General features: G+C 44.8%; 27 protein-coding genes and 1 pseudogene. 7 read left to right on the top strand and 21 right to left on the bottom strand.

The genetic code is table 11. The annotated features are described in order from the left end of the window. Positions 1–4 precede the first annotated feature (4 nt). Positions 5–1,426 (bottom strand): dihydrolipoyl dehydrogenase, encoded by a 1,422-nt coding sequence (lpdA, locus tag MKX34_RS22330; protein ID WP_076273518.1) that lies wholly within the window; start codon positions 1,424–1,426, stop codon positions 5–7. 167 nt (positions 1,427–1,593) lie between these two features. Here lpdA and MKX34_RS22335 point away from each other — a divergent pair, with 167 nt between their 5' ends. After that, entirely contained in the window at positions 1,594–1,899 is a 306-nt protein-coding gene (locus MKX34_RS22335; protein WP_038572486.1) for a DUF2627 domain-containing protein, read from the top strand. 243 nt (positions 1,900–2,142) lie between these two features. Here MKX34_RS22335 and MKX34_RS22340 read toward each other — a convergent pair whose 3' ends face one another. Genes MKX34_RS22340 through MKX34_RS22350 form a run of 3 tightly spaced genes read right to left on the bottom strand, consistent with a single transcriptional unit; the run spans position 2,143 to position 5,964 of the window. Beyond that, positions 2,143–4,002, bottom strand: coding sequence for an ABC transporter ATP-binding protein (locus MKX34_RS22340; RefSeq protein WP_076297375.1), 1,860 nt, complete (start codon positions 4,000–4,002; stop codon positions 2,143–2,145). Then, entirely contained in the window at positions 3,983–5,716 is a 1,734-nt protein-coding gene (locus MKX34_RS22345; RefSeq protein ID WP_076297374.1) for an ABC transporter ATP-binding protein, read from the bottom strand. The genes MKX34_RS22340 and MKX34_RS22345 overlap by 20 nt, the downstream gene beginning before the upstream one ends. Before the next feature lie 17 nt (positions 5,717–5,733). Further along, complete coding sequence (locus MKX34_RS22350) at positions 5,734–5,964, bottom strand: hypothetical protein (protein ID WP_036676022.1); 231 nt, start codon at positions 5,962–5,964, stop codon at positions 5,734–5,736. Positions 5,965–6,100: 136 nt separating this feature from the next. Between MKX34_RS22350 and MKX34_RS22355 the strand changes: the two genes are divergently transcribed. After that, positions 6,101–6,670, top strand: a complete 570-nt coding sequence (locus tag MKX34_RS22355) for a thymidine kinase (protein WP_076297373.1) — start codon at positions 6,101–6,103, stop codon at positions 6,668–6,670. Between the two features lie 64 nt (positions 6,671–6,734). Here MKX34_RS22355 and MKX34_RS22360 read toward each other — a convergent pair whose 3' ends face one another. Beyond that, complete coding sequence (locus MKX34_RS22360) at positions 6,735–7,253, bottom strand: DinB family protein (protein ID WP_036676018.1); 519 nt, start codon at positions 7,251–7,253, stop codon at positions 6,735–6,737. Positions 7,254–7,390: 137 nt separating this feature from the next. Between MKX34_RS22360 and MKX34_RS22365 the strand changes: the two genes are divergently transcribed. The 3 genes from MKX34_RS22365 (at position 7,391) to MKX34_RS22375 (ending at position 9,037) form a co-directional block, all read left to right on the top strand. Beyond that, positions 7,391–8,056, top strand: coding sequence for a hypothetical protein (locus tag MKX34_RS22365; protein WP_162164254.1), 666 nt, complete (start codon positions 7,391–7,393; stop codon positions 8,054–8,056). A 504-nt stretch (positions 8,057–8,560) separates the two neighbouring features. After that, positions 8,561–8,680 carry a cyclic lactone autoinducer peptide gene (locus tag MKX34_RS22370; protein WP_139329854.1) on the top strand — a complete coding sequence of 40 codons (120 nt, stop codon included), beginning with the start codon at positions 8,561–8,563 and terminating at the stop codon, positions 8,678–8,680. Between the two features lie 21 nt (positions 8,681–8,701). Beyond that, positions 8,702–9,037: a LytTR family DNA-binding domain-containing protein gene (locus MKX34_RS22375; protein WP_036676016.1), complete on the top strand. Its 336-nt coding sequence runs from the start codon at positions 8,702–8,704 to the stop codon at positions 9,035–9,037. Positions 9,038–9,612: 575 nt separating this feature from the next. Here MKX34_RS22375 and MKX34_RS22380 read toward each other — a convergent pair. The 5 genes from MKX34_RS22380 to MKX34_RS22400 all read right to left on the bottom strand — a co-directional run bounded on the left by MKX34_RS22380 (position 9,613) and on the right by MKX34_RS22400 (position 13,298). Further along, positions 9,613–9,921 (bottom strand): hypothetical protein, encoded by a 309-nt coding sequence (locus MKX34_RS22380; protein WP_036676014.1) that lies wholly within the window; start codon positions 9,919–9,921, stop codon positions 9,613–9,615. Positions 9,922–10,043: 122 nt separating this feature from the next. Continuing rightward, the gene (locus MKX34_RS22385) at positions 10,044–10,703 is read right to left on the bottom strand and encodes a helix-turn-helix transcriptional regulator (RefSeq protein WP_036676012.1); all 660 of its coding nucleotides are present in this window, start codon (positions 10,701–10,703) and stop codon (positions 10,044–10,046) included. Between the two features lie 936 nt (positions 10,704–11,639). Continuing rightward, positions 11,640–11,816, bottom strand: coding sequence for an S-layer homology domain-containing protein (locus MKX34_RS22390; RefSeq protein WP_141118485.1), 177 nt, complete (start codon positions 11,814–11,816; stop codon positions 11,640–11,642). 39 nt (positions 11,817–11,855) lie between these two features. Next, entirely contained in the window at positions 11,856–12,263 is a 408-nt protein-coding gene (locus MKX34_RS22395; RefSeq protein WP_076297372.1) for a hypothetical protein, read from the bottom strand. Positions 12,264–12,380: 117 nt separating this feature from the next. Continuing rightward, positions 12,381–13,298, bottom strand: a complete 918-nt coding sequence (locus MKX34_RS22400) for a LysR family transcriptional regulator (protein ID WP_076098659.1) — start codon at positions 13,296–13,298, stop codon at positions 12,381–12,383. Between the two features lie 164 nt (positions 13,299–13,462). On the opposite strand from MKX34_RS22400, the gene MKX34_RS22405 reads away from it, so the two are divergent. Then, positions 13,463–14,212, top strand: coding sequence for an SDR family oxidoreductase (locus tag MKX34_RS22405; protein ID WP_036676006.1), 750 nt, complete (start codon positions 13,463–13,465; stop codon positions 14,210–14,212). Positions 14,213–14,291: 79 nt separating this feature from the next. Here the strand turns inward: MKX34_RS22405 and MKX34_RS22410 are convergent, their stop codons facing one another. From MKX34_RS22410 to mobB, 4 genes and pseudogenes are all read right to left on the bottom strand, one after another. Continuing rightward, a complete protein-coding gene (locus tag MKX34_RS22410) occupies positions 14,292–14,582 on the bottom strand; it encodes a MazG nucleotide pyrophosphohydrolase domain-containing protein (protein WP_036676004.1) in 291 nt (96 codons plus the stop codon). Between the two features lie 154 nt (positions 14,583–14,736). After that, complete coding sequence (locus MKX34_RS22415) at positions 14,737–15,222, bottom strand: molybdenum cofactor biosynthesis protein MoaE (RefSeq protein WP_076297415.1); 486 nt, start codon at positions 15,220–15,222, stop codon at positions 14,737–14,739. Between the two features lie 240 nt (positions 15,223–15,462). Then, positions 15,463–15,792 (bottom strand): annotated as a pseudogene (locus MKX34_RS22420) (NTP transferase domain-containing protein); the annotation flags it as partial. Further along, complete coding sequence (gene mobB, locus MKX34_RS22425) at positions 15,776–16,447, bottom strand: molybdopterin-guanine dinucleotide biosynthesis protein B (RefSeq protein ID WP_256717666.1); 672 nt, start codon at positions 16,445–16,447, stop codon at positions 15,776–15,778. The pseudogene MKX34_RS22420 and the gene mobB, both read right to left, overlap by 17 nt. Before the next feature lie 134 nt (positions 16,448–16,581). On the opposite strand from mobB, the gene MKX34_RS22430 reads away from it, so the two are divergent. Next, the gene (locus MKX34_RS22430; protein WP_169744792.1) at positions 16,582–17,295 is read left to right on the top strand and encodes a YwiC-like family protein; all 714 of its coding nucleotides are present in this window, start codon (positions 16,582–16,584) and stop codon (positions 17,293–17,295) included. A 191-nt stretch (positions 17,296–17,486) separates the two neighbouring features. On the opposite strand, the gene moaA is transcribed toward MKX34_RS22430, so the two are convergent. The 7 genes from moaA to MKX34_RS22465 all read right to left on the bottom strand — a co-directional run bounded on the left by moaA (position 17,487) and on the right by MKX34_RS22465 (position 24,302). Then, positions 17,487–18,503, bottom strand: a complete 1,017-nt coding sequence (gene moaA / locus MKX34_RS22435) for a GTP 3',8-cyclase MoaA (RefSeq protein WP_076297370.1) — start codon at positions 18,501–18,503, stop codon at positions 17,487–17,489. Between the two features lie 25 nt (positions 18,504–18,528). Continuing rightward, the gene (glp, locus tag MKX34_RS22440) at positions 18,529–19,779 is read right to left on the bottom strand and encodes a gephyrin-like molybdotransferase Glp (RefSeq protein ID WP_076098656.1); all 1,251 of its coding nucleotides are present in this window, start codon (positions 19,777–19,779) and stop codon (positions 18,529–18,531) included. 42 nt (positions 19,780–19,821) lie between these two features. After that, positions 19,822–21,312 (bottom strand): nitrate/nitrite transporter, encoded by a 1,491-nt coding sequence (locus MKX34_RS22445; protein WP_036675998.1) that lies wholly within the window; start codon positions 21,310–21,312, stop codon positions 19,822–19,824. A gap of 261 nt (positions 21,313–21,573) precedes the next feature. Then, positions 21,574–22,101, bottom strand: coding sequence for a hemerythrin domain-containing protein (locus MKX34_RS22450; protein ID WP_076141340.1), 528 nt, complete (start codon positions 22,099–22,101; stop codon positions 21,574–21,576). Positions 22,102–22,124: 23 nt separating this feature from the next. After that, positions 22,125–22,772 carry a response regulator transcription factor gene (locus MKX34_RS22455; protein ID WP_038572504.1) on the bottom strand — a complete coding sequence of 216 codons (648 nt, stop codon included), beginning with the start codon at positions 22,770–22,772 and terminating at the stop codon, positions 22,125–22,127. 7 nt (positions 22,773–22,779) lie between these two features. Next, complete coding sequence (locus MKX34_RS22460; RefSeq protein WP_244886365.1) at positions 22,780–23,832, bottom strand: sensor histidine kinase; 1,053 nt, start codon at positions 23,830–23,832, stop codon at positions 22,780–22,782. A gap of 11 nt (positions 23,833–23,843) precedes the next feature. Next, the gene (locus tag MKX34_RS22465) at positions 23,844–24,302 is read right to left on the bottom strand and encodes a GAF domain-containing protein (protein WP_076297369.1); all 459 of its coding nucleotides are present in this window, start codon (positions 24,300–24,302) and stop codon (positions 23,844–23,846) included. Positions 24,303–24,314 lie beyond the last annotated feature (12 nt).

The raw sequence follows: 24,314 nt of genomic DNA on the forward strand, positions 1-24,314 counted from the left end.
AAAACTAAAATCCAATAGATCTTCCATCCACAGCTAACATTGCTTCTCCGATAATCTCCGAAAGGGTAGGGTGAGCATGTATAGCTTCACCAATCTCCCAAGGTGTTGCATCCAGAAGCTGTGCCAAGGCCGCTTCTCCAATTAGATCCGTCACATGAGGACCAATCATCTGCACACCAAGAATATCTCCACTGCTACGATCCGCTACAACTTTGACAAATCCGTCCTTCTGGCCATATACAATTGCCTTACCAATGGCCGAGAATGGGAACTTGCCAATCACTACATCATGTCCAAGCTCTTTAGCTTCCTTCTCGGTGTAACCCACACTTGCTACCTCAGGCCGAGTATAGACACAACGTGGCACTAAATGTGTATGATAAGGATGTAGCTTCTCACCAGATAGATGGTTAACCGCCATAATCCCTTCATGACTGGCTGCATGAGCCAATTGAAGCCCGCCGATGCAGTCGCCAATCGCATAAATATGCGGTTCTGCCGTCTGCATACTAGCGTTTACAGCAATAATCCCTTTGTCAAAGCGAATGTCTGTGTTTTCCAGACCAATATTCTCGATGTTGGCCACTCTGCCTACGGATACAAGCAATTTTTCTGCGGACAGGCTTTGACTTTGCTCTCCCTTACGGGCTTCAATCGAAATTCCATCCTCCGTTACCTGGCAGGTTGCAGCATCCACTGTAGTTTCTGTCAGTACCTTAACACCACGCTTTTTCAACAACCGTTGCAGTTCCTTAGCTACCTCTTCATCCTCTTGAGGCAGTAACTGACCTGCCGCTTCAACCACAGTCACCTGCACTCCAAAATCAGCCAGCATTGAAGCCCATTCGACCCCAATTACACCGCCGCCCACAATAATGATAGAAGATGGCAGCTCTTCGAGCATGAGCGCTTCATCACTGCTAAGAATCACTTTCCCGTCTGGTTCGAGACCAGGCAATACTCGTGGGCGTGAGCCCGTAGCAATAATAAGATGGCTGGAAACTACTGTTTCCATCTCCCCATCTTCCAGTTCCACAGCTACAGCACCGCTGCGCGGAGAAAAAATAGAAGGACCCGTTACGCGCCCTTTACCTTTGACAACTTGTATTTTATTTTTGCGCATCAAATATTGTACGCCTTGATGAAGTTGCTCAACTACAGCTTCTTTGCGTTTCTGTACCTTTGGGAATACCAGCTGTACACCGCTTGTCTCAATGCCATAGCTCTCACTCTCATTGATTTCAGCATATACCTCTGCACTACGGAGCAGTGATTTACTAGGAATGCAGCCCCGATGCAGACAGGTTCCTCCCAGTTTGTCCATTTCGATGACGACAACGGACTTTCCAAGCTGTGCAGCGCGAATAGCCGCCACATACCCTCCAGTACCTCCGCCAAGTATGGCCACGTCACATGAAATTGTCATGATATGTATCCTCCAGTCATTACACGTAAGTTCATTTTACTTAGTATATTGTACTCTCTTTTTGCTCTATTACAAAACTTATAAACGTCATATGCAAATGGACTTTTTCTTGCTAAAGCGTTATCATATGGGTGAATCTAAAGGGCTAAGAGGGGTAGGAGACACTTATGAAACTGTTAATTTCACGCTTCATTGCCATCCTTATTCTTGTGTTTCCGGGCTTAATAGCAATGAAGGGCTTCCTCATGATGAAGGATGATATTTTTGATTACATATCCATGCATGGTGATGATACCGTTGTGCCCCACTTTGCTTGGCTGCATTTCGGTGGTGGATTGCTGCTCTTCGCAGCTGGCATGACTTTCCTTGGTGGCTGGATTCTGGCTAGGGACCGTAAGAAGAATTACGTAGGTCCAAGGTTCAAGGAGAAGCAAAAGGCGAAACAAGCCGGAACGCAGGAAACGATCTCTTAAGATGCTATACTAAACTTAGAATCAGCATTTTCATCTCATCATTTGTTCATCTGATCATATGAATCTCGAATCGCACACAATCAAGCCTTATTACCCTGCTGATTGTAATTTGTACAATAGATTTCCCCACATTCAAACCCTCCCAGCTCACCCGATCTGGTGCTCGTTATCTATCACAAATAACATAAAGGCGAGAACTTTCAAGGACGCAATCTGCGCTCCCTGAAAATTCTCGCCTTTTTCTTAAATACCAGCCTTATCAAGTGCCTCGTTCCGCCGCCCCTGTACCAACTCACTGTACAGTCCGCCTTGCTTCAGCAGCTCTTCATGAGAGCCTTGCTGCAATAATCTGCCGCCCTGAAGCACAAGAATTCGATCAGCCGCACGAATCGTGCCAAGTCTATGAGCGATGACGAAGCTCGTTCGCCCTTTCATCAGCGCCTGCAGCCCTTCCTGAATCTTGATCTCGGTCACTGTATCAATACTGCTGGTTGCTTCATCAAGCACAAGCATAGAGGGGTTAGCAAGAATCGCTCTCGCAATGGAGAGCAGCTGCTTCTGCCCTTGGCTTATACCGCTGCCATCCGCCGAGAGCATCCGTTCATAACCTTCGGGCATTCGCATAATAAAAGAATGGGCATTGGCCAGCTTAGCCGCCTCTTCAACCTCTTCATCGGACGCATCCAGCCTCCCGTACCGGATGTTATCGCGGATACTCCCTTTGAACAAAAAGGAATCCTGCAATACAAAGGCCATATGACTTCTCAAGCTTTCCCGCCGAATCGAAGTGATATCTAAGCCATCCAGCGTGATTTTCCCCTGATTAGGATCATAAAAACGGGATAACAGCCCTATTAGCGTTGTTTTGCCTGCACCGGTAGGTCCAACTAAAGCGATCATCTCACCAGGCTTCGCTTCAAAGCTGATATCCTGCAGCGTGTTAGAACCTCCATCATAAGAAAAAGCTACATTTTCAAACTTCACCGCACCCTGTACAGTTTCAAGTGATATGGCTGCACCTTCATCTTTAGCCTCGGTCTCTTCGTCCAGCACTTCAAACACCCGTTCTGCCCCTGCCACCGCTGAGAGCAAGGTATTCCACTGATTCGCTAAATCATTAAGCGGACGAGTAAACTGGCGGGTATATTCAACGAATACGATGATCACACCCACTGTAATCGACCCACGGATCGCAAGCAGACCACCAATTCCTGCAACAATGGCGAAGCTGAGATTATTAAGACCATTCATAAGCTTGGGGATGAAACCAGAAATGGACTGCGCCCAGTAACCTGACAGCATAATTCGCTTGTTGCGTTCATGAAAACCGGAGATGACCCGTTCCTCTTGTGAAAAAGCCTTGATAATCCGTTGTCCGGATAAGGTCTCCTCAATATAACCGTTAAGCTCCCCTACATTGCGCTGACGTTCTTTAAATAGTGGGCCTGTACGGCGTGTAATCCAGCGCATGCCTAACAACATCAAAGGCACGACGAGGAATGTGAGCAGCGTCAACAAGGGACTAAGCCACAGCATAACCCCTACGGTTCCCAGCAAGGTTAAGACACTTGAAAATATCTGAATAGCCGAGCTATTCAACGTAGAGCTGACGTTCTCGATATCATTGGTAAGACGGCTCATAATTTCTCCCTGCTGTCTCCGATTAAAAAAGGAAATGGGCAGACGGTGTAAATGGGAGAATAGCTCCGTACGCATCCGTAATACAGTTTCTTGAGCAATTTCGATCATCCATATGTTTTGCAGCCAAGAAGTCAGAGAATAAAAAATGTACACACAAGCAAGGCTTGTCAGAAAAACAACCCATGAGCGCCCGCCGGTACCTTCCAGATAATTATCCACCGCTCTGCCAATCATGTATGGCCCCAGCAGCGCTAGCGCTGAGCTGAAGACAACCATGATCAGTACAAGAATAAGCTTGGCTTTACGCTCAGCTAGATAACTCCAGATCCGGATCAGCGTCCCTGACCAATCCTTCGCCGTTGCTTTGGGTTTGCCGCCAGATGCTGTCCCTAGACTTCGTCCCACGCCAAGTTCAAAGTTCGGTTTAGGATGACGAAAAGGTTCAATTAATGCTTTGAACATGCTGCTTCGCCTCCTCTACCTGTGATTCATAAATCTTGCGGTACAGCTCGGAGCTTGCCATAAGCTCCTTATGCGAGCCTTTGCCAATTAATCGTCCCTCATCCAGCAACAGGATCAAATCGGCTGATGCCGTTGAACTGATTTTCTGAGTAATCAAAAAGGTTGTACAGGAGATATCCTTTAGCGCCTCCAGCAAAAGCCCTTCCGTAACCGCATCAAGTGCACTGGTGCTGTCATCAAGGATCAACATAGCCGGTTTCCTAACAAGTGCACGGGCAATCGTTAACCGCTGCTTTTGTCCGCCGGAGAGATTAACCCCTCGTTGACCAAGCATCGTGTCATAGCCATCCGGCAACCCTTTTACCGTCTCGTGAATTTGTGCAGCCGCCGCTGCTTGTTGGATTTGTTCCAGTGTGGCGTGTTCATTGCCCCATGCAATATTATCGCGAATTGATCCGCTGAAAAGCTGCAATTCCTGAGGCACATAACCTATCGATCTCCGCAGTCTGGAAATATCGATATCAGCACTTTTTTCACCGTCAATCCAAATGGTGCCGTCTGTCTCTTCATACAAGCGCGGAATCAGACTCACGAGTGAGGATTTTCCTGATCCAGTGGCCCCCATAATCGCTACTCGCTCACCAGCAGCTACTTCAAAATGAATGTCCTCCAGGACAGAGATATCACTATTAGGATACTTAAAGCAAACGCCTTCAAATTTAACGTGGCCCTGTATCGGCTCGCCTTGCAAAGTCCCGCCTTCACGAACTCCAGCTCCCGCTTCCATAACTTCTGAAACACGCTGAGAGGAGGCACGAGCGCGGGAAAACGTTACAACAAGACCAGATATAGCTGATAGTGCTCCAATCGTTCGCAAGGAGTAATTAATAACAGCAACAGTCTGACCCAAAGTAGCATCCCCATTGGAGATGGCTATCCGTCCAAACCATAAAATCGCCAAAATCGCCGCATTCACAATAAGCATAACAAAAGGCATCGTCGTCTCAGTCAAACGCAAGGCAGACACCGTTGATCTCATCAAATTCCCGCTAAATACCGTGAAACGTTCAATCTCATACCCCATACGCACAAATACGCGGATCAAGCGAATACCCGTAAGATTCTCCTGAATCACGCCATTAACTCCGTCTAAACGCTGCTGGACCGTACGAAATAACAAGGAAGCTTTTCTCATAATCCAGTAGAGGAAAAAAATCAACAAAGGTAACGCCACCGTCAGCAGTAATCCCAGCTTCACATGAACAACTAACGCCATAATCACACTGCCTACCACAACAAGTGGCACCCGTGTCATAAAGCGCAAGCTCATAAAAATAGTATCCTGCAGCTGTGATACATCACCAGTCAGACGGGTAATCAGTGAAGAGGTAGCAAAACGATTGAATACTTCATACGTAAAAGACTGTACCTTTTCGTACAATTTGTCCCTAAGATCGAACGCAAAGCTCTGACTTGCATGGGCAGCAAAAAAAGAACTGAGTACCCCGGCTGTAAACGCAACTACCGCGCTGCCGATCAATACACTGCCCCACAGCCATACTACAGAGGTATCTTTTTCTCGGATCCCTAAGTCAATGATTTTGGAAATGATCAAAGGCTGTGATAATTCTACCGTCAATTCAATGAGCATCATTACAAGGGCAGCTATTGCAGCTACCTTATATTTTTTGAGAAAAGAGAAAATCAAAGCCATTCGCATACCCTCTTTTTCTATTCGTACAGTGCATCCCTTAACCGAGTTGACATCGTGGAAGCCTGTCCAGTTTTCAGTATTGCTCTACGCAGTGCTTTATTACTCCGATTCAATTCCACCAAATCCGCCATCATTTCTTCCAGCAAGCTTTCAGTGTCACTGGATAAATCTCCATTCTGCTGCAAAAGAGCTAACCGTTCCTTATATTCGTCTAATCTTTCAGTCACACTTATTACTTCCTTTCCCATCTCTTATTACCTCTTATCATACCACATCCAAACAATCGCAATGTTTTCACTGGATACATCCGATCCGAATATGATACTCTAATATGGTCGCATTTTTAAGATATAATCAATGTTTTTTACGAAAGGATAGATGGAAGTGGCACAATTGTTTTTCAAATACGGAGCAATGAACAGTGGTAAATCTATTGAGATACTCAAGGTTGCACATAATTATGAAGAGCAGGGGAAATCGGTGCTTATTTTCACTCCATCCATAGACGACCGGGACGAGGTTGGTTTTATTTCTTCTCGTATTGGGCTTCGGAAACAAGCAATCCCCATCGATGAGAACACAGATATTTATAATATCGTCAGCAGTAACCAACCTAAACCACACTGTGTACTTATTGATGAATGTCAATTTCTAAGCAAGGAATGTATTCTCCAGCTAGTGCGTATCGTTGATGAGCTGGGTATTCCGGTAATGGCCTTCGGACTTAAAAATGATTTTCAGAATCAGTTATTTGAAGGCAGCAAATATATGCTGATCTACGCTGATAAAATTGAGGAAATGAAGACGATCTGCTGGTTCTGCGAGCGCAAAGCTACTATGGCTCTACGAGTAGAAAACAAAAAGCCCGTATATAGCGGCAAGCAAATCCAGATTGGTGGTAATGAAGCTTACTATCCGGTATGCCGCAAATGTCACAAGAATCCACCGCTATAGCCGTGTATAAAAAGCATCCCAAAGCCATAAAGGCTATTGGAATGCTTTTTTGATTAAGAAGATATTACCCTAAATATCTATCTTTAAGAATATTCAAATGATGATGGTCATGTCCAATCATAATGCAGGCCTGAGCTCTCGCAGAAAGAGTAGCCTCGTTAACTATTCCCTTCCGGATCCATGCTTCCTCCGGCAGAGTTTCCATTAGGAGTAATGTCGATTCTCGAACAAGCTTGTAATGGGCCAGTAATGCTTTTAAAGTGTGTACTTCGAAATTGGCGTTAAGTACGTAGTCTTTCTCTTCAAAACCCGGCAGTGGAGTCGTATCCCCTCTGGCGATGCACAATAAACGGTAGGACATGATTCTTCCGGTATCAGCCAGATGTCCGACCATTTCCTTGATACTCCATTTCTCTGGAGCGTAACGATAGTCCCCTTGTTCTTCCGTAAGATTCGAAATAAAAGTGCAAATCTCATCCGTCTGCTCTCTAAAAATAGTAATGATGTCTCCTTCAGCTGGCACTAAATCGACATATTTTGATAATTCTTCGAGATACTCACTGCTTTCTGGACGTCGCCCCATGTCTAAACCCCTCTCATTTTGAATTTTTTTGAAAAAATAGGAGGAAAATTATACTGTAGTTGTTGTATTTTAGCTCATTTTATACGATACTTGCAATAATAGGGTTGGTTAAACTAGAAGTCATCGGGAGTGTCGGCATGCTAGATTTTATTCTTTTTATGATATTTTCAATACTAGAGACTTATGCAATGTTTTTTCTGGCTTTCAAAATCTTCAAAATTGATCTATATCATAAAGAGATGGTGTTTGCTAGTTTTATTATGGGCTTTTGTTCTTATACAATTAGGATCAACTATGGGATGTTTCCATTAGATATTTTCTCACAATATGCACTAATGTTTTGTTTTATGTGGATGTTATTCCGGATTCATCCCTTCTACGCTTCTATATTAACAGGGATGACCTATCAAGCATACTTGGTGATTCAGACCAGTCTTATGTATCTATTAAACTCTGTAATCATCATGCCTCTAAATATCTTGAACCCGATTACCAAAAACATGATTACAATGCAGGTTTTATCAGCATTAACCGCGATTCTCATTGGTATGTATGTAGGTCATAAACGTATTGGATATGACTTTGTACCTGATAAACCCGATGTAAAAATTAAACCAACGACTAATGAAAAAATATTATTCGCTCTTAATCTTCCTACAATAATTGTCGTCACTTCACTCAACTACTTTTTTGAATCTTGTTTCTTTTTCATAATCCCATTTCTCTATGGAATACTATTATGGGGATATCTATATTTCTCATACAAAAAGGACAGAAATAATTATGAATCATTTATCTCTTAAAATTGTTGAGTTCATTAAGAAAAGTAATCCAGAGCAAACGCATTCTATTGAAATCATGCATTATGCCCTTAGCATTATTATGAATACTTTATTAATTATTATGACTTCGTTATGCATTGGCGGGCTCACTGGACAGCTAAAGGAAACATTCTTAGCCTTATTCAGCTTCATACTCCTAAGAATGTCATCTGGTGGTGTGCATTTAAAATCCGCAAGAGCCTGCAATATTGTATCTATCTTTATCTGTTCACTTATCCCTCATATTACCTATCTAATACATAACCATTTGATTTGGATTAATCTTTTTTCTTTAATTGTAATGATCTTATGTGCTCCGAATCCTGATGCTAATGCCCAAATCCCCAAAGAATGGTATTTGGGTTTAAAGATCATTTCCATAATTCTGGTTTCTTTGAATTTTTGGATCCATTCGTCTGTCATTGGATTGGCATTTTTAGTTCAATCCTTTACAGTTATAATCCCATTACAAAGGAGGTCAATCAGATGAAAAAAACCTTAGCTCGTTATGCTTCTAACCTACTGGGTACTTCTGCTCAAGTTTTTACAAAAATTCTAAAACCAGCAGCTTACAGCCCTGAAATTCCAAAAGAACTGCGCAAGTAATTAAACAAGGATGGGGAAAAGATGCGTGTCTTACAGAAAGACGGTTCCTCTAGTGATATTCTAGAGGAAGATATATTGTATTTCTCGAATTATAAAAATACAATATTCGTCCATACGAAAGAAGGCGAATTTATTCTCCCCACCACGCTTTCCGATCTTTCCGTAGCGTATGAGGGTAAGGGATTCGAACGCCTTGACCGCAGCAATGTCGTCAATATCAACAACATAGAAGGCTATGATCCCGGGCGGAAGATTGTATGCTTTAATCAAGGTACGCAGTTCACTACTGTTTCGGAATCCAATGAACCGCGCCTTAAGAAGTATCTTGCTTCACAAAAGAAAAAACCGTCAGAATAAAATTCAGTTTTTTAATAATCCCGGCATGTTCACGCATGCCGGGATTATTTTATTAAAAATTGAAACTTTTTAGCAATTTCCTCAAAATCGCACATTATGCCATAATAATCCTCAAATGTAAAGATAAATTCGTAGGATGAATGACAGGAGACGGATCCTATTCCAAATGATACCATATAGATAAACCTATAATAAAAACAATTAATGATGGAGGATCATAATGAATTACTATTTTCATCCCTCTCCACGGCCCTCATCTCTGGAATCTATATCTGACGAGGATTTACTAAGAATCTATGAGCTAGCGGTTGATGCCCATGCGTTACCGGATTTCATTGAAATTATTAAAGATATCATGAGAGGTAGAAATCTCATAGATTCTGAAAGTATATAACATCCCCTTCCCCATTAAATTCACACTGCGCATGGTACACATTATTCTTCAGCTTCAACCAACAATAAACTCCTTAGGTCGCCTTAAGTCAAGTACATAAACATAAAAAAAGGTAGAGCCTCCGCGGCCCTACCTTTTTTATATGCACATATGATGGTTAATCTGAGATAAAAATAATGCTCTATTCTGTAATTTCTGTTTTGAAAACATTTTCCAATTTGCCGCCGAGTCTTTTCTTCAAGGGAACTTTAATATCTCTGCCCAATTCTTTAAAGAAAGTTTCAACATCACATTTCACATTTTTTGCAGTTGCGATTACCGCACCATCACCAACAATGTTTTGATTCGCTTCAAGAGGAACATCAACTTCGATGTCATACTTTTTGGATAATGTCTTGATGTAACGTGCGAAGATCTCCAGCAATTCCTCGTTATTAAAATTCTCTATAGCGACTTTGCCCTTGCTGGTAAACTTCATGTTAATTTTCATTATTAATATCCCCTTTTCTGTCAAACCATTTTTAGTTGTTAGTTTATGGATCAAGATGAATAGATGGCTGCAAGAAAGGGCAACATTCATTCATTTTTGAGATCATTAGCAAAAGGCATACATTATTTATAAGCACCCTTTATTTGTTGTACTTTAAACTGAGTAAATTCTTTAAGTGCTTGTATGACCTGATCCTGTTCCTCTTCCTTCAGTTCATAAACGCACTCCCGTAGCCACTCGCCAAATAGAAAGGCTTGACGCCCTTTACGGGGGCTCTTTCTTAAGGAGTCGAGGTTACCCTCAAACTTATCGTTCAGGACATCGGTCAGATTGTATTTCTCAATCTTCTCTATTACCATTCCTGCCCCATATTCCGTTTCGTAAACTATAACTTCATTCGAATCAAAGGAAACGTACGATGTTTCTTTCCCTTCCTTCGCTCTGAATTCCTTAAGCTTGTTAAAGGCTGTCTCGTAGATGTAATCTTGAGACTGTTTGAGCTGTGGCAGCTCATATCCTTGCTTCAAGGTCTTGATATATTCAATATCTGGCATATAATCTGCCAAATGGTACATCCGATTCTTCAGATCCGTTCCAAGCGCTTCAATGATCTTGTCCAGATTGTCTTTAAGCGGAATGCTCTCTCCACGTTCGATTTTGCTGAGCTGTGAGTAACTTATACCGCTCTTTTCTTCCAGTCCTCTTAAGGTTAACCCTCTCGTCTTTCTGATGTGCCGAATGAAATTACCCAGCTCATCGGGATAGTTCTCAAAATCATTCATGGGAGTCACCTCCCTACTATCATAACACAACATAACAATTTGTGTTGGCTAATAACAATTATTCCTTGTTTTTACTTGCCTCTGAAGAGTAATTCCCAGTATTCCACGCCCAATATAACCCTATCTTTACAAAATACCGGAAAAAGACTCGGCGCTCGTCTGTAAGGATTTGGAATATGCTCGATACTCGCCTCAGTTTTACTATACGCTTAAACCCCATCTGTATTCTGCATCTTATCTTCCGTTTACTGACTCAGTTTACTTACTTTACTCATCTAGCTCACCTTCTCAACTTGCTCACTTTACTCACTTTACTCACTTGACTTACCTAGCTCACTTGGCTCACTTGGCTCACATAGCTCACCTTACACACCTTATTAACTCAATTCTACTTCATCGGACCGAGGAGACCTTATTAAGCTGATTTCTGCCATTCTGCTCAGCTATCGGACTCAAATGCAGCTATTCATTAAAATATATTACGATTCCGTGCAAAAGTATGACAATAAGAGCTATGGAGTCCGAAAAATTGGAAAAATAGACCAAAAAGTTAAAATAGCGGCAATACAGTCCGTTACGATCCCAAACCATCGAGGCTATCTGTTAAAACAAACTTTCTTGATAAAAGTAGCTCGTCCGAGCCAAACTTACCAAGTGTGCATCGCTGTTGGCACACTTTAGCTTTAGCGTACCTCAGTGAGCGTACTTTAGCTTTAGCACACCTCAGCGAGCGTGCCTCAGCTTTATCGTACCTTAGCGAGCGTGCCTTAGTTCTCTGTTCTCCATATACACTTACCTTTTGTGTCTCACCCTTATTTTTACTTTTACTCCGCTTCCCCCTCAGTGTATTCATGCGTGCGTATCCTGCGTATATCCCACTAATCCAATTATCAAAAAAACAGCCAGTCCCCATAAACCTGAGACTGGCCATAATCATTACTCCATAACACTCAGCAGGTTGAGGATCATCTGTGCACTTTCAGCACGTGTTCCGTTTTGGCACGGTGCAAATTGCCCTTCAGCACGTCCTTGCATCAAACCAAGTCTGTACACTTCGCTGGTTGCCTCTTGAGCCCACTGTGGAGCAAGACCAATATCATTGAATGCCGAAATGTTACGGCTAGCTACAGATACACTACTCTTGGTGTAAGCTTAAAGTCCATTGGGAACACCCGTAGCAAAACCGGGGATTTCATAGAAATCACCGTTGATCCCTGCGATCACTCGGTTTCCAGGCGAATCCGCATACATGGCCATTTCGGTAACGCCCTTCATACCGTATACCTTTCCATCCTTCGTACCTGCCCGCAGCTCCAAATTTCCTTGTTGCGGGTTGAACTCCACTGCATGTATCTTTTGTAAACCACGTTCATTCTGGAGATCTATCCAGGTATACATCGCCCCGGGTGCAAGCTCTGTTTGGCGAACATCAATAACGGTTCCGTAATCTGTTGCTGGTAAATCAGAAATGGAAGCGCGAACAATTGCTCCCGGTTGTAACAACGAAATCAACAAAACAAAGATAATAACAACATTAATTTGCCTAAGATACCATCTCACTGTGTTGACATCCTCCCCACTTGGCTGTCCTAATATCGATCTGAGCTTGGACAACATCATAGGGTTAATATTAACTAGGAAGCGTAAAGGTTAGATAAAATTTACCAAGGCATACTGTTAACTTCGTCTAATCATTTCATCAAATTCATGCTTTAGCCTGTTGATAAATCTCCGGGCGGTCTGGGAGGTCTGTTTTGAAGCAGAGACAATAGCTCCTGAATATTTCGCACGGGTATCTGGTGATCGTAACTCGATGGTTTTCATGAAGCCTGGAGAACCCTCTGATATTTTTAGAAACGAATAATCCAGACCAATTGTGATGGCCAGTCCTTCTGCAACTGCATTCTCAATCGCCCGTGTGTTGTTACTTACAAAAAGCAAATTGATCGGCCCATAGCCAGATAAATATCGCTCTACATAGTCCTTAATGTAAGAATCATCGTATAAAACCAACGTCTGCCCCACTAACTGAGCAGGTGTAAGGATGGAATTCAGGGCAAGCGGTGAGTGAGGATGTACACCAACTACAATCTTTCCTTCCACTAACCGTTCAAACTTAACCCCTTTATATTTGTCAGGCATTCCCTCCGGCGAGACCATAAGTCCAATATCCATTTCATCCTGAAGTACATTATCCAGAATTTCTTTGGGTCCCTTTTCAAAAATCTCTATTTTCACATTTGGAAAATCTGCCTTAAAGCTAGAGATTACCTTCACCATCAAATGCATGGGTCCGGGTATCGTAGCAATTTTCAAATGACCACTTAACGTATCGCTGTAAATCTGTGCTTCTTCTTTTAATTCATTTACTTTCATCAGGACTTCATTTGCTTTGCTAATAATGGCATTTCCTTCTGCTGTGGGAACCGCCTTTTGCCCGCGCGAACGGATGAACAAAGTAACTCCCAGCTCAGCCTCCAGCATGGTAATGGACTGACTCATTGCGGATAGAGTGATATGACGATTCTGAGCTGCTTTGGTTAAAGAACCAATCTTTGCGACTTCTACGATATTCTCGCACTGCTCCAAATTCATTTGAATCACCCCTTAAGTTAATCTTTACTTAATAACTATTAAATTTACTTAAATTTTAATTAATTTAGACAAGTGCTACAATGTAAATAAGTTAGTAAGTAACCATTTTTACTATATCAACTTTCATTTCTAGTATAACTATATTTCTCGAGGAGGAAACTCAAATGACAGACAAAAGAGTAGCCGTAATAACAGGTGGAGCCAGTGGAATCGGGAAACAAACCGCCATTAAATTTGCAAGTAAAGGTGATCAAGTTGTCGTTGCCGATTTCAATCAACAATTAGGTGAAGAAACGGTAGCACAAATTATTAAAGATGGTGGCGAAGCTATTTTCGTCAAAACTGACGTCTCAAAATACGAAGAAGTTGAAGCACTCGTTCAGAAAACTGTAGATACTTATGGAAGAATTGACGTAATGTTCAACAATGCCGGCATCGGCCGCGTCACTCCTGTACTAGACCAAGACCTTAAGGATTATCATAGTGTCATTAATGTCAATCAGCATGGCGTAGCCCATGGGATTATCGCTGCTGGTAAAAAAATGCGTGAGCTCGGCATTAAAGGTGTGATCATCAATACAGCTTCTGTATTTGGATTCCTAGCTTCCCCAGGTACATTCGCATATCACGCTTCCAAAGGTGCGGTCATTATGATGACTAAATCCGCAGCACTAGAACTTTCCGTCCATGGTATCCGCGTGCTTGCCGTTGCTCCAGGCGCTGTAGATACGCCAATTATCCAAGGATATAAAGATCAAGGAATGGTCGACCAAATGAAGAGTAAAGTAATGGGTAACAAATTAACATTGCCTGAACAAGTTGCAGACACTGTATACTTGCTCTCCTTACCAGAAGCTAGTGCAATTAACGGTAGTGTTGTAATGGCTGATGAAGGTTATGCTTCATTTAAATAAAATTTCGGGTGAAAAAAATCCAAGGCTTCCCACAGAGGAGGTCCTTGGATTTTTTTTTATAGTATTCAATAGATACACCTTACTCCCAAGTCCTCTGTTCATTAATCTCCAGCTTACGTTTAAAAGCCTGCTCCAGATCAATGCCAAGTTTATTGGCCAGATCAAAAATATTCCACACCACATCGTACATCTCGTATCCCAAGTTTTCTTTCCGCTCTGCATCTGGATGAAAAGATACGGACAAAACTTCTTTGGACAACTCCCCAACCTCAGTCATTAAGTACAGCATTCTCTGCTCAATGGTGCTGGTATCAAACCCTTTGATTTCACTGAACTCCTTAACATACTGTTGAAACTCTGCTGCATTCATTTCCTTACGCCTCGCTTTTTGGGTAAAAATCCCTATGTTCTATTGCTGCCTTAGGTTTAGATGGCTTGAATTGATTTATATTATACTACAAGGCAATTCGAGCAGTACTCATTTATGTTCTTTACTTCCTCCCCTGTTTCATTAATAGCCGCCTCTACTTCTTATCTTCTGCAGGAACATCCGGAAATAATGGCCGCCCTTCCGGATAGGTTAATTGATTCAGCTGATCGCCAACCCATGCTTCGCCGTCTTCGCCCATTTCTTTTTTCCAAATAGGCACGATTTCTTTAATCCGGTCAATCACATATTCATTCGCTTCGTAAGCGGCCTTACGGCGCGGCGAGGATACAGCGATCACAACGGCGATATCAGTGATTTCAAGTTTTCCTATCCTATGGGTTACAGCAACCATAGTATTTGGCCAACGCTCATTCACTTCCTGCCCGATTCGTTCCAATTGCGCTACAGCCATGAGCGGATAAGCTTCATATTCAAGATATAATGTCCGCTTACCCTGCGTGAACTCCCGTACAGTGCCTAGGAATAAGGTAATCGCTCCCGCTTCTCTACGCAGGACTTTATCAGATACCTCCGCTGGTGTGATCGGTCCGTCTGTAATTTCAAATAATGAACTGCCCATGTGATCACTCCCTTTCGATAGATGCAGCAAATCCTTATATTGCTCAGGTGTATCTACATCTACAGTGAAATCCTCATATATACCAGCACCAGCAAGGTCGCCCTTATCTACCCCTAACCAATGCATCGAATCTAATAATCCTGATAGCCGGTACTGTCGTGTTTCCAGTCTATCAATGATACTTGGCAAAATCAGGTGCGGCCGATATACCCCATGGAGCATCTGATGCTTACCGTTAATGATGGGAAGAACAGCATCATAGTCGCCTTCCTTGAACCGGGTGAGCATCCACGAAGCTGCAGGGGCTGAAATATTAGGACTATCGCATCCGACAACCCAAGCATAATCCGTTTCCACCCTGACAAAAGCGGCATGAAACCCGCTTAAGGGTCCATGCCCTTCATAGATGTCCGGTAGAAAAATGAGACCGGATGGAAGACAATCCTCATACAGGGATGCATCTTTCGTAACAATAATGATCTTGGAGCAAAGGGTACGCATCTCCTTCACCTGTCTAACAATAAAGTGCTCCCCGTGATAGGTCAGGAGCGCTTTATTCCGACCCTTCATCCGGGAATTCTGTCCCCCTGCCAGTATTATTCCAGTCAGCACAATGTGCACCTCCTGTAAGGGAATCTCCTTCTCTTATGTCAGGTATTCCCATATTAGATTGAAGCAGCGACAAAGCCAGGTTGAGGACCTCCTGATCTATAAGAGCTTGATCCCTTAAAAGTAGTACAGGGGTAGTATTCTTGCTTACCACAGACGTTACACTTTTCATATTAGCGTCCTCCTCCCAGCTTAACCACATATAAATATTCGTTGCTTGACTTCGCAGATTTATCATTTCATTTACATTGCGGATCAAGGCGATTTTGGGATAATCTGCAGATTTGAACCCTTCAGCAATCAGCAGATCAACCTTACCATACATAGACTGTACGATTTCTTCTAATGAAGTCTCGGACTTCCGCATTATTCTTGTAGCCTCAGACGATGTCAGTACGGTTTCAATCGCACCGTGCAGCAGATGCCTGCTGCTGTCTGTACCCGGATCATCTAATTGAAAATGGTGAGCATCGTGTTTAGCAGACCCGACGCGTATACCTTGAGAAGATAGAGCGCGAATTAAACGGCAGGCAAGTGTTGTTTTTCCGCTATTCTTGTACCCGACAATTTGTAATACAGGAACCGGACCCTGTACTGTTGCATGATGAGATTCCATACTCACGATGTTTACTCCTTTTCTTAAAATGATTAGTGCTTCAAATCACCCGGGTCCCCTCAAGGAAAAACGTATAGTTAAAGAGTATGGCATCCTCGCATGCCATGATATTTCAGGGTAGGAGGATGTTTACTATGAAGAAGTATATCCCTAACCAGCACGGCGCCTGGGCGATGCTCGTCCTTCCCTTTCTGTTCGGGGTAGCCGCATCCCAGGGGCAACCGATACATATTCCGCTGTTTGCTTGCTGGCTTCTGATCTATTTGTTCAGTTTTCCTTTACTGCAGGGGGTGAAGACAGGAAGATTTAAACGCTATGCCCAGCCCTTGAAGGTATATGGAATTCTGCTACTCCCTTTGATCGTCTATCTGGTAGTAGCCGAACCTAAGTTGTTATGGTTTGTTCTACCGCTCGTGCCTTTGTTCGCTGTAAATCTCTATTATGCAAAAACTAAAAATGAACGTGCCCTGCTCAATGACATCTCGGCCATTTTGGCATTTTGCCTGATCATTTATCCGGTCTTCTACGTCGGTCAGGGAGAAAGCTGGCGGACAGCGACCGAGTTGTTCCTGCTGGCTGTCCTGTACTTTGTCGGAACCGCTTTGTATGTCAAAACCATCATCCGTGAACGAAATAATATTAGCTTCTATTACGGATCTGTTCTATATCACCTGCTGGTTGCAGCAGCCGGGCTGTTCCTGTTTCCATCTCTGCTTGTTCCGCTGCTCATCCTGCTTGTGCGGGCAGCTGTCCTGCCAAAGACGGGCATCACAGTAAAACGTACCGGAATCATCGAAATTGGCTTCTCCTTTATGTTATATGTGTCTGTGCTCGTGTTGTACTTCTAGTATACAGTTGTAAAAAACCAGAAAGCTCATCTGCCGGTAATCCGGGTAGAGGAGCTTCCTTGTTGTTGCGTTAGTCTATTCTGCGATCATTTCCGGATTGCTCGATCCTGGAGGTACAATAAGGATACATTGCTCAGCCAAAAATGATCTGCCATCCGGCTCGATCAACAGCTGAAATTGCATTCTGCTCTTTAACCTCCAATATAGGACATGCCGATCTTTGTTCTGTTCTTCACGGTTTGTTCTGTCCGCTCATCGGAGTAACGGTCTGTCCGCTGCTCCCATACATCCCTAATGGCTAGCAGCAGGCTTTGGTCACTCGCCCCGCTGCGGAGCATTTCCCTGAGATCAAAACCGTCTGATGCGAACAGGCAAGTGTATAATTTGCCGTCGGAAGACAGCCGGGCACGTGTACAGGAAGAGCAGAACGATTCAGATACGGAAGTAATAAAACCGACCTCGGTACAGCTACCCTTGTACCGGTACCTTTTGGCTACCTCGCCAAAATAATTATGGTCCTGTGCTTCCATTTCAAATGAGCCTTGGAGGCGCTCCAGTATTTCCCGTTTGGTTACAACCTTCTCATAGCTCCAGCCGTTATCGTTGCCGGCATCCATAAACTCGATGAACCGCAAAGTTATATTCTTATCCTTGAAATAGGCAGCCATCGGTACAATCTCCGATTCGTTCACACCTCTTTGTACCACCATGTTTACTTTGACCTCAAACCCGGCTTCTACGGCATGATCAATATGATGCAGAATTAATCCAGACGTAAAGCCCCGTCCGTTCATTTTTCCAAACCGCTTATGCTCCAAAGCATCCAAGCTGACGTTCAGTCTGCGGAGTCCCGCAGCATACAGTGGCGCTGCCTGCGCACCGAGCAGTACCCCATTCGTCGTCAGTCCCATATCTTTTACACCGCCGATAGCGCGGATTCCCGCAACAAGCTCAGGCAGATTACGCCGCATAAGCGGCTCGCCACCGGTCAACCGGATTTTGCTTACTCCAAGGGATACGAACAGCTTCGTCAGCCGGCAGATTTCCTCAAAGGTTAACAGCTCGCTTGCGGGGAGGAATGCATAATCATCACCGAACACTTCCTTCGGCATGCAGTAGGAACAGCGGAAATTGCACCGGTCTGTTACCGAAATCCGCAAATCATGGATAGGCCGTCGCAATTGATCCTGTAGTGGATGTGCATTCATGACTCTTATCTCCCTTCCGGTAGGCTTACAGTACCCATTTATCCGTACCTTCTTCAACACCCAGAAGCAGTACATCAACAAGATCACCTGCGGCGTAACCTCTTGTCCCGCCCGGCAGCACAATCAGCGAATTCCCGCGTGCGATGGAAGATACGGCATTAGATTTATTGAAACCGGCAGGACGCACCGAGGTGCGGTCATGAACAGCCCGGATAAACCGGGTGAACGGATTGGCCTTTGGGTAATCCTCTGCCAGTACCGCCGTCGTGCGCGGCAGATAAATTTTATCCGCTCCCATCATTTTGAGCAGGGCGGGTCTAACAAACAGCTCGAAGCCTGTGAAGCAGGCAGAAGGATTGCCGGACAGTCCGAACAAGTACGTATCCCCGGCAACCGCAACTGTGGTCACGCTGCCCGGACGCATCGCCACCTTGTTGAACAGCACATCAGCCCCGAGACGGTTATATATTTCCGGCAGGTAGTCATAATCACCGACGGACACACCTCCCGTTGTGATCAGGCAGTCTGTTTCTGTCATTGCCTTCCGCACCGTCAGCAGGCATGCTTCCAGTTGGTCTGCGGCTGTATCATACATCCGGTAAGGAATACCCATCCGGGCGAGCTGGGCTGCGATCATCGGTCCGTTACTGTTGCGGATTTTGCCGGGTGCAAGCTGTGCTGTCACCTCCAGCAGTTCGGTTCCCGTAGACAATATCCCTACTACCGGCCGCTTACCGACCTGAACATACCCATAACCGAATGTAGCCAGCAGCGCTACAATCCCGGGATGAATGAAGCTGCCGGCCGGAACGATCATTTCTCCTGACCGCATATCTTCACCCTTCAGGGACAGATTCTCCTGTGGCGCAAAAGCTTTACGGATTGTAAACGTATGACCTGCTGCTGTGGCCTGTTCAAACATAACTACAGCATCCGCTCCTGCCGGCAGCGCCGCTCCCGTCATCAGACGGACAGCTTCGCATGGCCCAATTGCAATCTGAGATACTGCCCCTGCGCCGATATGATCTACTACAGTAAAGCTGATCCTGTTATTACCGGAAGCACCGGCAGAATCTGCCGAAGAAATTGCATATCCGTCATAGGGTGATCGGGTAAAATGCGGAACATCATGGGTTGCCGTCAGCGGCTCCGCCAGGATCCGTCCATAGCTTTCAGCAAGTGGAATCCTTTCTGTACCTATGCGACATGCTCTTTCAGTTACCCGGAATACAGCTTCGGCAACGGTAACCGGAGTTCTGGTCTTTTCCACCTTCATCTGCTCCTAACTTAGTGCCGTACTAAAAAACGGTTCATCCGGTTATTTCTCCGTAATATCGCTGAATGTGCCTACATACCGGACATCTTCGCCGGTCTCATCCTTTACAGCGCTGATATTCAGCCACTGCAAATACTCTTCCCCGCCCTTGCGCTTGTTCCAGATTTCACCCTGCCACATCCCCTTCTCCCTGACTTCGCTCCACATTAAGCGGTAGAACTCCTTGGATTGGCGGCCTGACTTCAGAATGCTGGGCTGTCTGCCAAGAACTTCGTCTTCCGTATAGCCGGTGAGCTTCGTGAACGCCGGATTGACGGTCTTGATCAGACCGGAGACATCCGTAACCAGAATCCCCTGTCCGGTAGAATTGAACACTTCAGAGGTAAGCGCAAGCCGGTCCTGAAAATAGATCCACACTACCAGCACCAGACTGGCCAGCGCTACCTGAGAGAGCAGCATGAACCCGATGGAATATTGCCCTGTAGCCGAATAAATCACCGACAGCATAATGGGAGGGAAAAAACCGCCCAGACCGCCCATCATCGATACGATCCCGTTGGCGACACCCGCCTGCTTATTGAAGTACAGTGGGACTAATTTGAATATGACTCCGTTACCGATTCCCGCACTGAACGCAATAGCAAGGCAACCTACTGTATATAAGCCCATGTCAGGCATAAATGCCAGGATGATTGCTGCAACCGTATAAATACTGAATGTGCCGGTAAGCAGAAACAAAGGCTGGAACTTGTCGGCAAGCCAGCCGCCTATCGGCCGGAAGAAGGTCGCAACGGCAATGAAGCCGGCTGTGCGCATCCCGGCATCCACTTTTTCCAGACCGAAGTTCGAAACTAGAAAGTTCGGCAGATAAATAGTGAAGGCAACGAAGGAGCCAAAGGTTATGAAATAGAACAAGGAGAAAAGCCAGAGCTTTTCATTTTTGGACACGCCCTTGATCTGTTCAATAATCGGCGTTTTGAGTTTAGGCTCATGACGATCCCCAAAGAAGAAATTTAATGCGATAAATACCAGTAACAGGATAAGATACATTTTAACCGCGGGTGCCCAGCCAATCTGTGCTGCCACAATCGGAGCCGAGAAGGTAGTGACAGCTGTTCCGATATTCCCGATCCCGTAGATTCCGTTGACCAGACCATGCTTATCTTTAGGGAAATACTTCGGCAAAGAGGTTACACCTACCGAAAAAACGGCTCCGCCGATTCCCAGGAACAAACCTCCGATAATTAAATGAGTGACCGAGGATGCTTCACTGATGAAATATACCGGAAACAAAAGCAGGATAAAGCTGAACATAAAAATAATGCGTGCTCCCAGAATGTTTGCATAATAGCCTAAAGGAATCCTTAGAATAGAGCCGAGCACCACCGGAATAGCCGTGACCATCGCTAGCCGCCCCGGAGGAATGCTGATATCCTCGGAAATAAAGGGCATCAGGGAAGAGATGATCACCCACACCATGAATCCAGTAATCAAGTTTAATGTTTGTAGCGGCAATTGCATTTTTTTAATCATTCGACTCACCTTTTCGCCGTTTATTCTCTTGATTATTCATACCAATACTTCCTGTACTCATTGTATCCGCCGATCCCCCGGCTCAGATATAGGGGAGTCCCCTTTCCCTGACAGGGGAAACCCTAAAAATAAAATAACCCCACATAGTGGGGCCTTGCTCCAGAACTTATTCACTCCTATCACAAATGAAACATAATACCTTATCTACTCTCTTAATAAGACCCAAAAAAGCCGCCCCAAGTAGGAGCAGCCTGTTCATTCTCACGTAATGAGCGTATTCAATTGCTGGCTTAACCGTTCTTTGTCTTTCGCACTCAGCTGATGCTCGGCCATCGGGTAAATGACAGTCTCTTCTTTGACAAAGTGTACCGTCAGAACCTCAAAAGCCTCCCCTGCATCCTTAACAGCTGCGCGGATATCCTCAAGCGGCAGCATATCTATATTGCCCTCTGTGTAATGCAGGAAATGCCCTATATATCCGTCAATCTCGCGGTGCTCCTCCTGGATGCCGACCAGTGGTCCTTGTTCAAAGCCGATATAACTGCCAAGCAGCGGAAAAAAAAACGTTTCTTCCTTCACAGTATGCTTCTTCAACGGACCAGTAAACTCCAGAATCGCCTTACGCAGCTTATGCAGCTGTGTCCTAGATTCTTCCAGAGCGGGCTGATCGTGTTCAAACCAGAGTACAAGGGCATGCCATTCTTCCATCAGAAATGATAAATAGCGGTGTTCATTCTCAAGAATACGCATGGCGGGCATCGTAAACTTGAGCCCTGTATTTTCCGGCATCCTGCTAACCCTCCATTTGCAAATCAGAAATCCAGCATTTTTTTCCTTAAAGCATACTCGACCAGCTCCGGTCTGCTTTTAAGGTTTAACTTCTCCATAATTTTCGCTTTGTGGGCTTCCACCGTTTTTACCGAAATAAACAGCTTCTCTGCGATTTCCTTGTTCCCGTATCCCTTGGCGATAAGCGGCAGGATCTCCAGTTCACGTTTGGACAACAGCTCAAACAGATCCTCTGTACCGCCGGATTTGTCCTGCTTAATAAATTCACGGACCAGTGAGGTCGCCATCTTAGGATGGATATAAGTGCCGCCTTCATAAATGGTCCGGATGGCCAGCAAAAGCTCCTCGTCCGGAGCGCTTTTGAGAACATAACCGGAGGCCCCGTTCTTCAATACATGAAAAAGATATTCATCATCGTCATGCATCGTCAGAATTAGGATTTTGGTATCGGGATAATCCTCTTTAATCTTCCCGGTTGCAACCAGCCCACTTTCGCCCGGAGGCATGCTTAAATCCATAATCAGAATATCCGGCCGGAATTTGGCAACCATTATATAAGCTTCCCTCCCGTCTGCCGCCGCTCCGATCACTTCTATGTCATCCTGAAAATTGAGAATCATGGAGAATCCGCTCCGTACGATCGCATGGTCGTCTGCAATGACGATCTTCATCAGAAGCTCATTCCTTTCCTCGGGATAATCCTACTGGCACCTGTAAAATAATGGTTGTGCCCCTACCTATCCCTGAATCTACGGTGAAGGTGCCACCCACCAGCTCCGCCCGTTCCTGCATGCCAAAAAGACCAAGTCCGGTTCCATTGGGTTCGTCTCCCTGAATGAAGCCTGTTCCCTCATCCTTAATCAGAAGCCGCAGCACGCCGTCATTTTCTGTAAGAGATACTTTGACGCTGTCTACCTGGGCATACTTCAGGGCGTTCAACACAGCTTCCTGGCATACACGGTACATGACGGTTTCAATCTCACTCTCATACCGTTTCTCCAAAAGCCGGGACTCATATTCAATTATAAGTCCGTAGCTTTGTTCCATCCGCTTGAAGTGTGACCGGAATGCAGCCTCCAGCCCGAAATCATCAAGTGCAGCCGGCCTGAGCTCCACGGAAAGGTTGCGGATATCATTCAGAAGTCTTGTCATGGATACTTCGGTCTGCTTCACCTTCTTCAGCAGCTGTTCATCAGCTGTCATATATTTGAGCACACGCAGATCAATCACGGCACTCATCAGCTCTTGGGCAACGCTGTCATGCAGTTCACGGGATATCCGCTTGCGTTCATTCTCCTGCGCCTCAATGATATGCTTCATCATCTTGTTCTGGTAGAACTTCTCTTGTGTCGTGAACTGTCTGCTCAGATCCCTGAGCATAAACACTCTGATACCATTCTCGTCATCTATCGTGTGAAAGGTGGCGGCATAAGGGACAATCCCCTTATCTTTCGTCTCCAGATAGACTTGATAAGAGGTAAATTCCTCTGAGTCCGGTGTATGAAAGTAACAATTAAGGCATGTGCGGAGCTCCGTCTCACTAGTGTATCCCCGGCAGGTCCCGCATAGTGCCTCCGGATTTCCCTGATACAACTGCTTCAGGATATCCTGGTCAACGATGTTCTCGGCAGCCGGATTCATCGCCAGGGCTTTCCCTTGCCGGTCAAAAAAGAACATCGCCTCCGAGCTGTTCTCGAACAGCTTCGTCATGAGCAGGCTCCGCAGATCCATTCCGGGTGTCATCAACTGAGCAACAATTCCTTCCCGTTCGAGTCTCCAATCCCCTTACGTGCTACCCTGTCCAGGTCTCTCAGCATTTCAGCGGTTACCTGCCGTTCACCCCTGAAACCGCCTAGAAGCACGCCTGCGACGCGGGCATCATTCCACACCGGTACAGCACCAATACTGTTCAAATTCTCCATCTTAGTAATGGGATAATTAAACAAGGTATCAGGCTTCACATCTGTCTGCACAGAAGGGATTAAGAACGGTTTTCCGGTCTTGAACACGATCCCTGCAATCCCTCTGCCGGATTGAAGTACAATCCGTTTGTAACGGTCATTAGTGTTCCCTGAGGCGTATTTCCACCGGATTACATAGTCATATTCCGCAGGTTCAGCAAGAGCCAGCGACATGAAGTCATATCCTAGAGCTGCGCGGATCCGGTCAAGTTCGATTTGATAATCCACCTTATTGTTCATCGTTTTCTCTCC

Source organism: Paenibacillus sp. FSL R5-0636 (assembly GCF_037974255.1).
In the GTDB taxonomy this organism is placed as follows: domain Bacteria; phylum Bacillota; class Bacilli; order Paenibacillales; family Paenibacillaceae; genus Paenibacillus_AQ; species Paenibacillus_AQ odorifer.

Coding starts and splice junctions, on each gene's coding strand:
- lpdA (WP_076273518.1), bottom strand. CDS start 1,426: ATGACAATTTCATGTGACGTGGCCATACTTGGCGGAGGTACTGGAGGG.
- MKX34_RS22335 (WP_038572486.1), top strand. CDS start 1,594: ATGAAACTGTTAATTTCACGCTTCATTGCCATCCTTATTCTTGTGTTT.
- MKX34_RS22340 (WP_076297375.1), bottom strand. CDS start 4,002: ATGTTCAAAGCATTAATTGAACCTTTTCGTCATCCTAAACCGAACTTT.
- MKX34_RS22345 (WP_076297374.1), bottom strand. CDS start 5,716: ATGGCTTTGATTTTCTCTTTTCTCAAAAAATATAAGGTAGCTGCAATA.
- MKX34_RS22350 (WP_036676022.1), bottom strand. CDS start 5,964: ATGGGAAAGGAAGTAATAAGTGTGACTGAAAGATTAGACGAATATAAG.
- MKX34_RS22360 (WP_036676018.1), bottom strand. CDS start 7,253: ATGGGGCGACGTCCAGAAAGCAGTGAGTATCTCGAAGAATTATCAAAA.
- MKX34_RS22365 (WP_162164254.1), top strand. CDS start 7,391: ATGCTAGATTTTATTCTTTTTATGATATTTTCAATACTAGAGACTTAT.
- MKX34_RS22370 (WP_139329854.1), top strand. CDS start 8,561: ATGAAAAAAACCTTAGCTCGTTATGCTTCTAACCTACTGGGTACTTCT.
- MKX34_RS22375 (WP_036676016.1), top strand. CDS start 8,702: ATGCGTGTCTTACAGAAAGACGGTTCCTCTAGTGATATTCTAGAGGAA.
- MKX34_RS22380 (WP_036676014.1), bottom strand. CDS start 9,921: ATGAAAATTAACATGAAGTTTACCAGCAAGGGCAAAGTCGCTATAGAG.
- MKX34_RS22385 (WP_036676012.1), bottom strand. CDS start 10,703: ATGAATGATTTTGAGAACTATCCCGATGAGCTGGGTAATTTCATTCGG.
- MKX34_RS22400 (WP_076098659.1), bottom strand. CDS start 13,298: ATGAATTTGGAGCAGTGCGAGAATATCGTAGAAGTCGCAAAGATTGGT.
- MKX34_RS22405 (WP_036676006.1), top strand. CDS start 13,463: ATGACAGACAAAAGAGTAGCCGTAATAACAGGTGGAGCCAGTGGAATC.
- MKX34_RS22410 (WP_036676004.1), bottom strand. CDS start 14,582: ATGAATGCAGCAGAGTTTCAACAGTATGTTAAGGAGTTCAGTGAAATC.
- MKX34_RS22415 (WP_076297415.1), bottom strand. CDS start 15,222: ATGGGCAGTTCATTATTTGAAATTACAGACGGACCGATCACACCAGCG.
- mobB (WP_256717666.1), bottom strand. CDS start 16,447: ATGGAATCTCATCATGCAACAGTACAGGGTCCGGTTCCTGTATTACAA.
- MKX34_RS22430 (WP_169744792.1), top strand. CDS start 16,582: ATGAAGAAGTATATCCCTAACCAGCACGGCGCCTGGGCGATGCTCGTC.
- moaA (WP_076297370.1), bottom strand. CDS start 18,503: ATGAATGCACATCCACTACAGGATCAATTGCGACGGCCTATCCATGAT.
- glp (WP_076098656.1), bottom strand. CDS start 19,779: ATGAAGGTGGAAAAGACCAGAACTCCGGTTACCGTTGCCGAAGCTGTA.
- MKX34_RS22445 (WP_036675998.1), bottom strand. CDS start 21,312: ATGATTAAAAAAATGCAATTGCCGCTACAAACATTAAACTTGATTACT.
- MKX34_RS22450 (WP_076141340.1), bottom strand. CDS start 22,101: ATGCCGGAAAATACAGGGCTCAAGTTTACGATGCCCGCCATGCGTATT.
- MKX34_RS22455 (WP_038572504.1), bottom strand. CDS start 22,772: ATGAAGATCGTCATTGCAGACGACCATGCGATCGTACGGAGCGGATTC.
- MKX34_RS22460 (WP_244886365.1), bottom strand. CDS start 23,832: ATGGATCTGCGGAGCCTGCTCATGACGAAGCTGTTCGAGAACAGCTCG.
- MKX34_RS22465 (WP_076297369.1), bottom strand. CDS start 24,302: ATGAACAATAAGGTGGATTATCAAATCGAACTTGACCGGATCCGCGCA.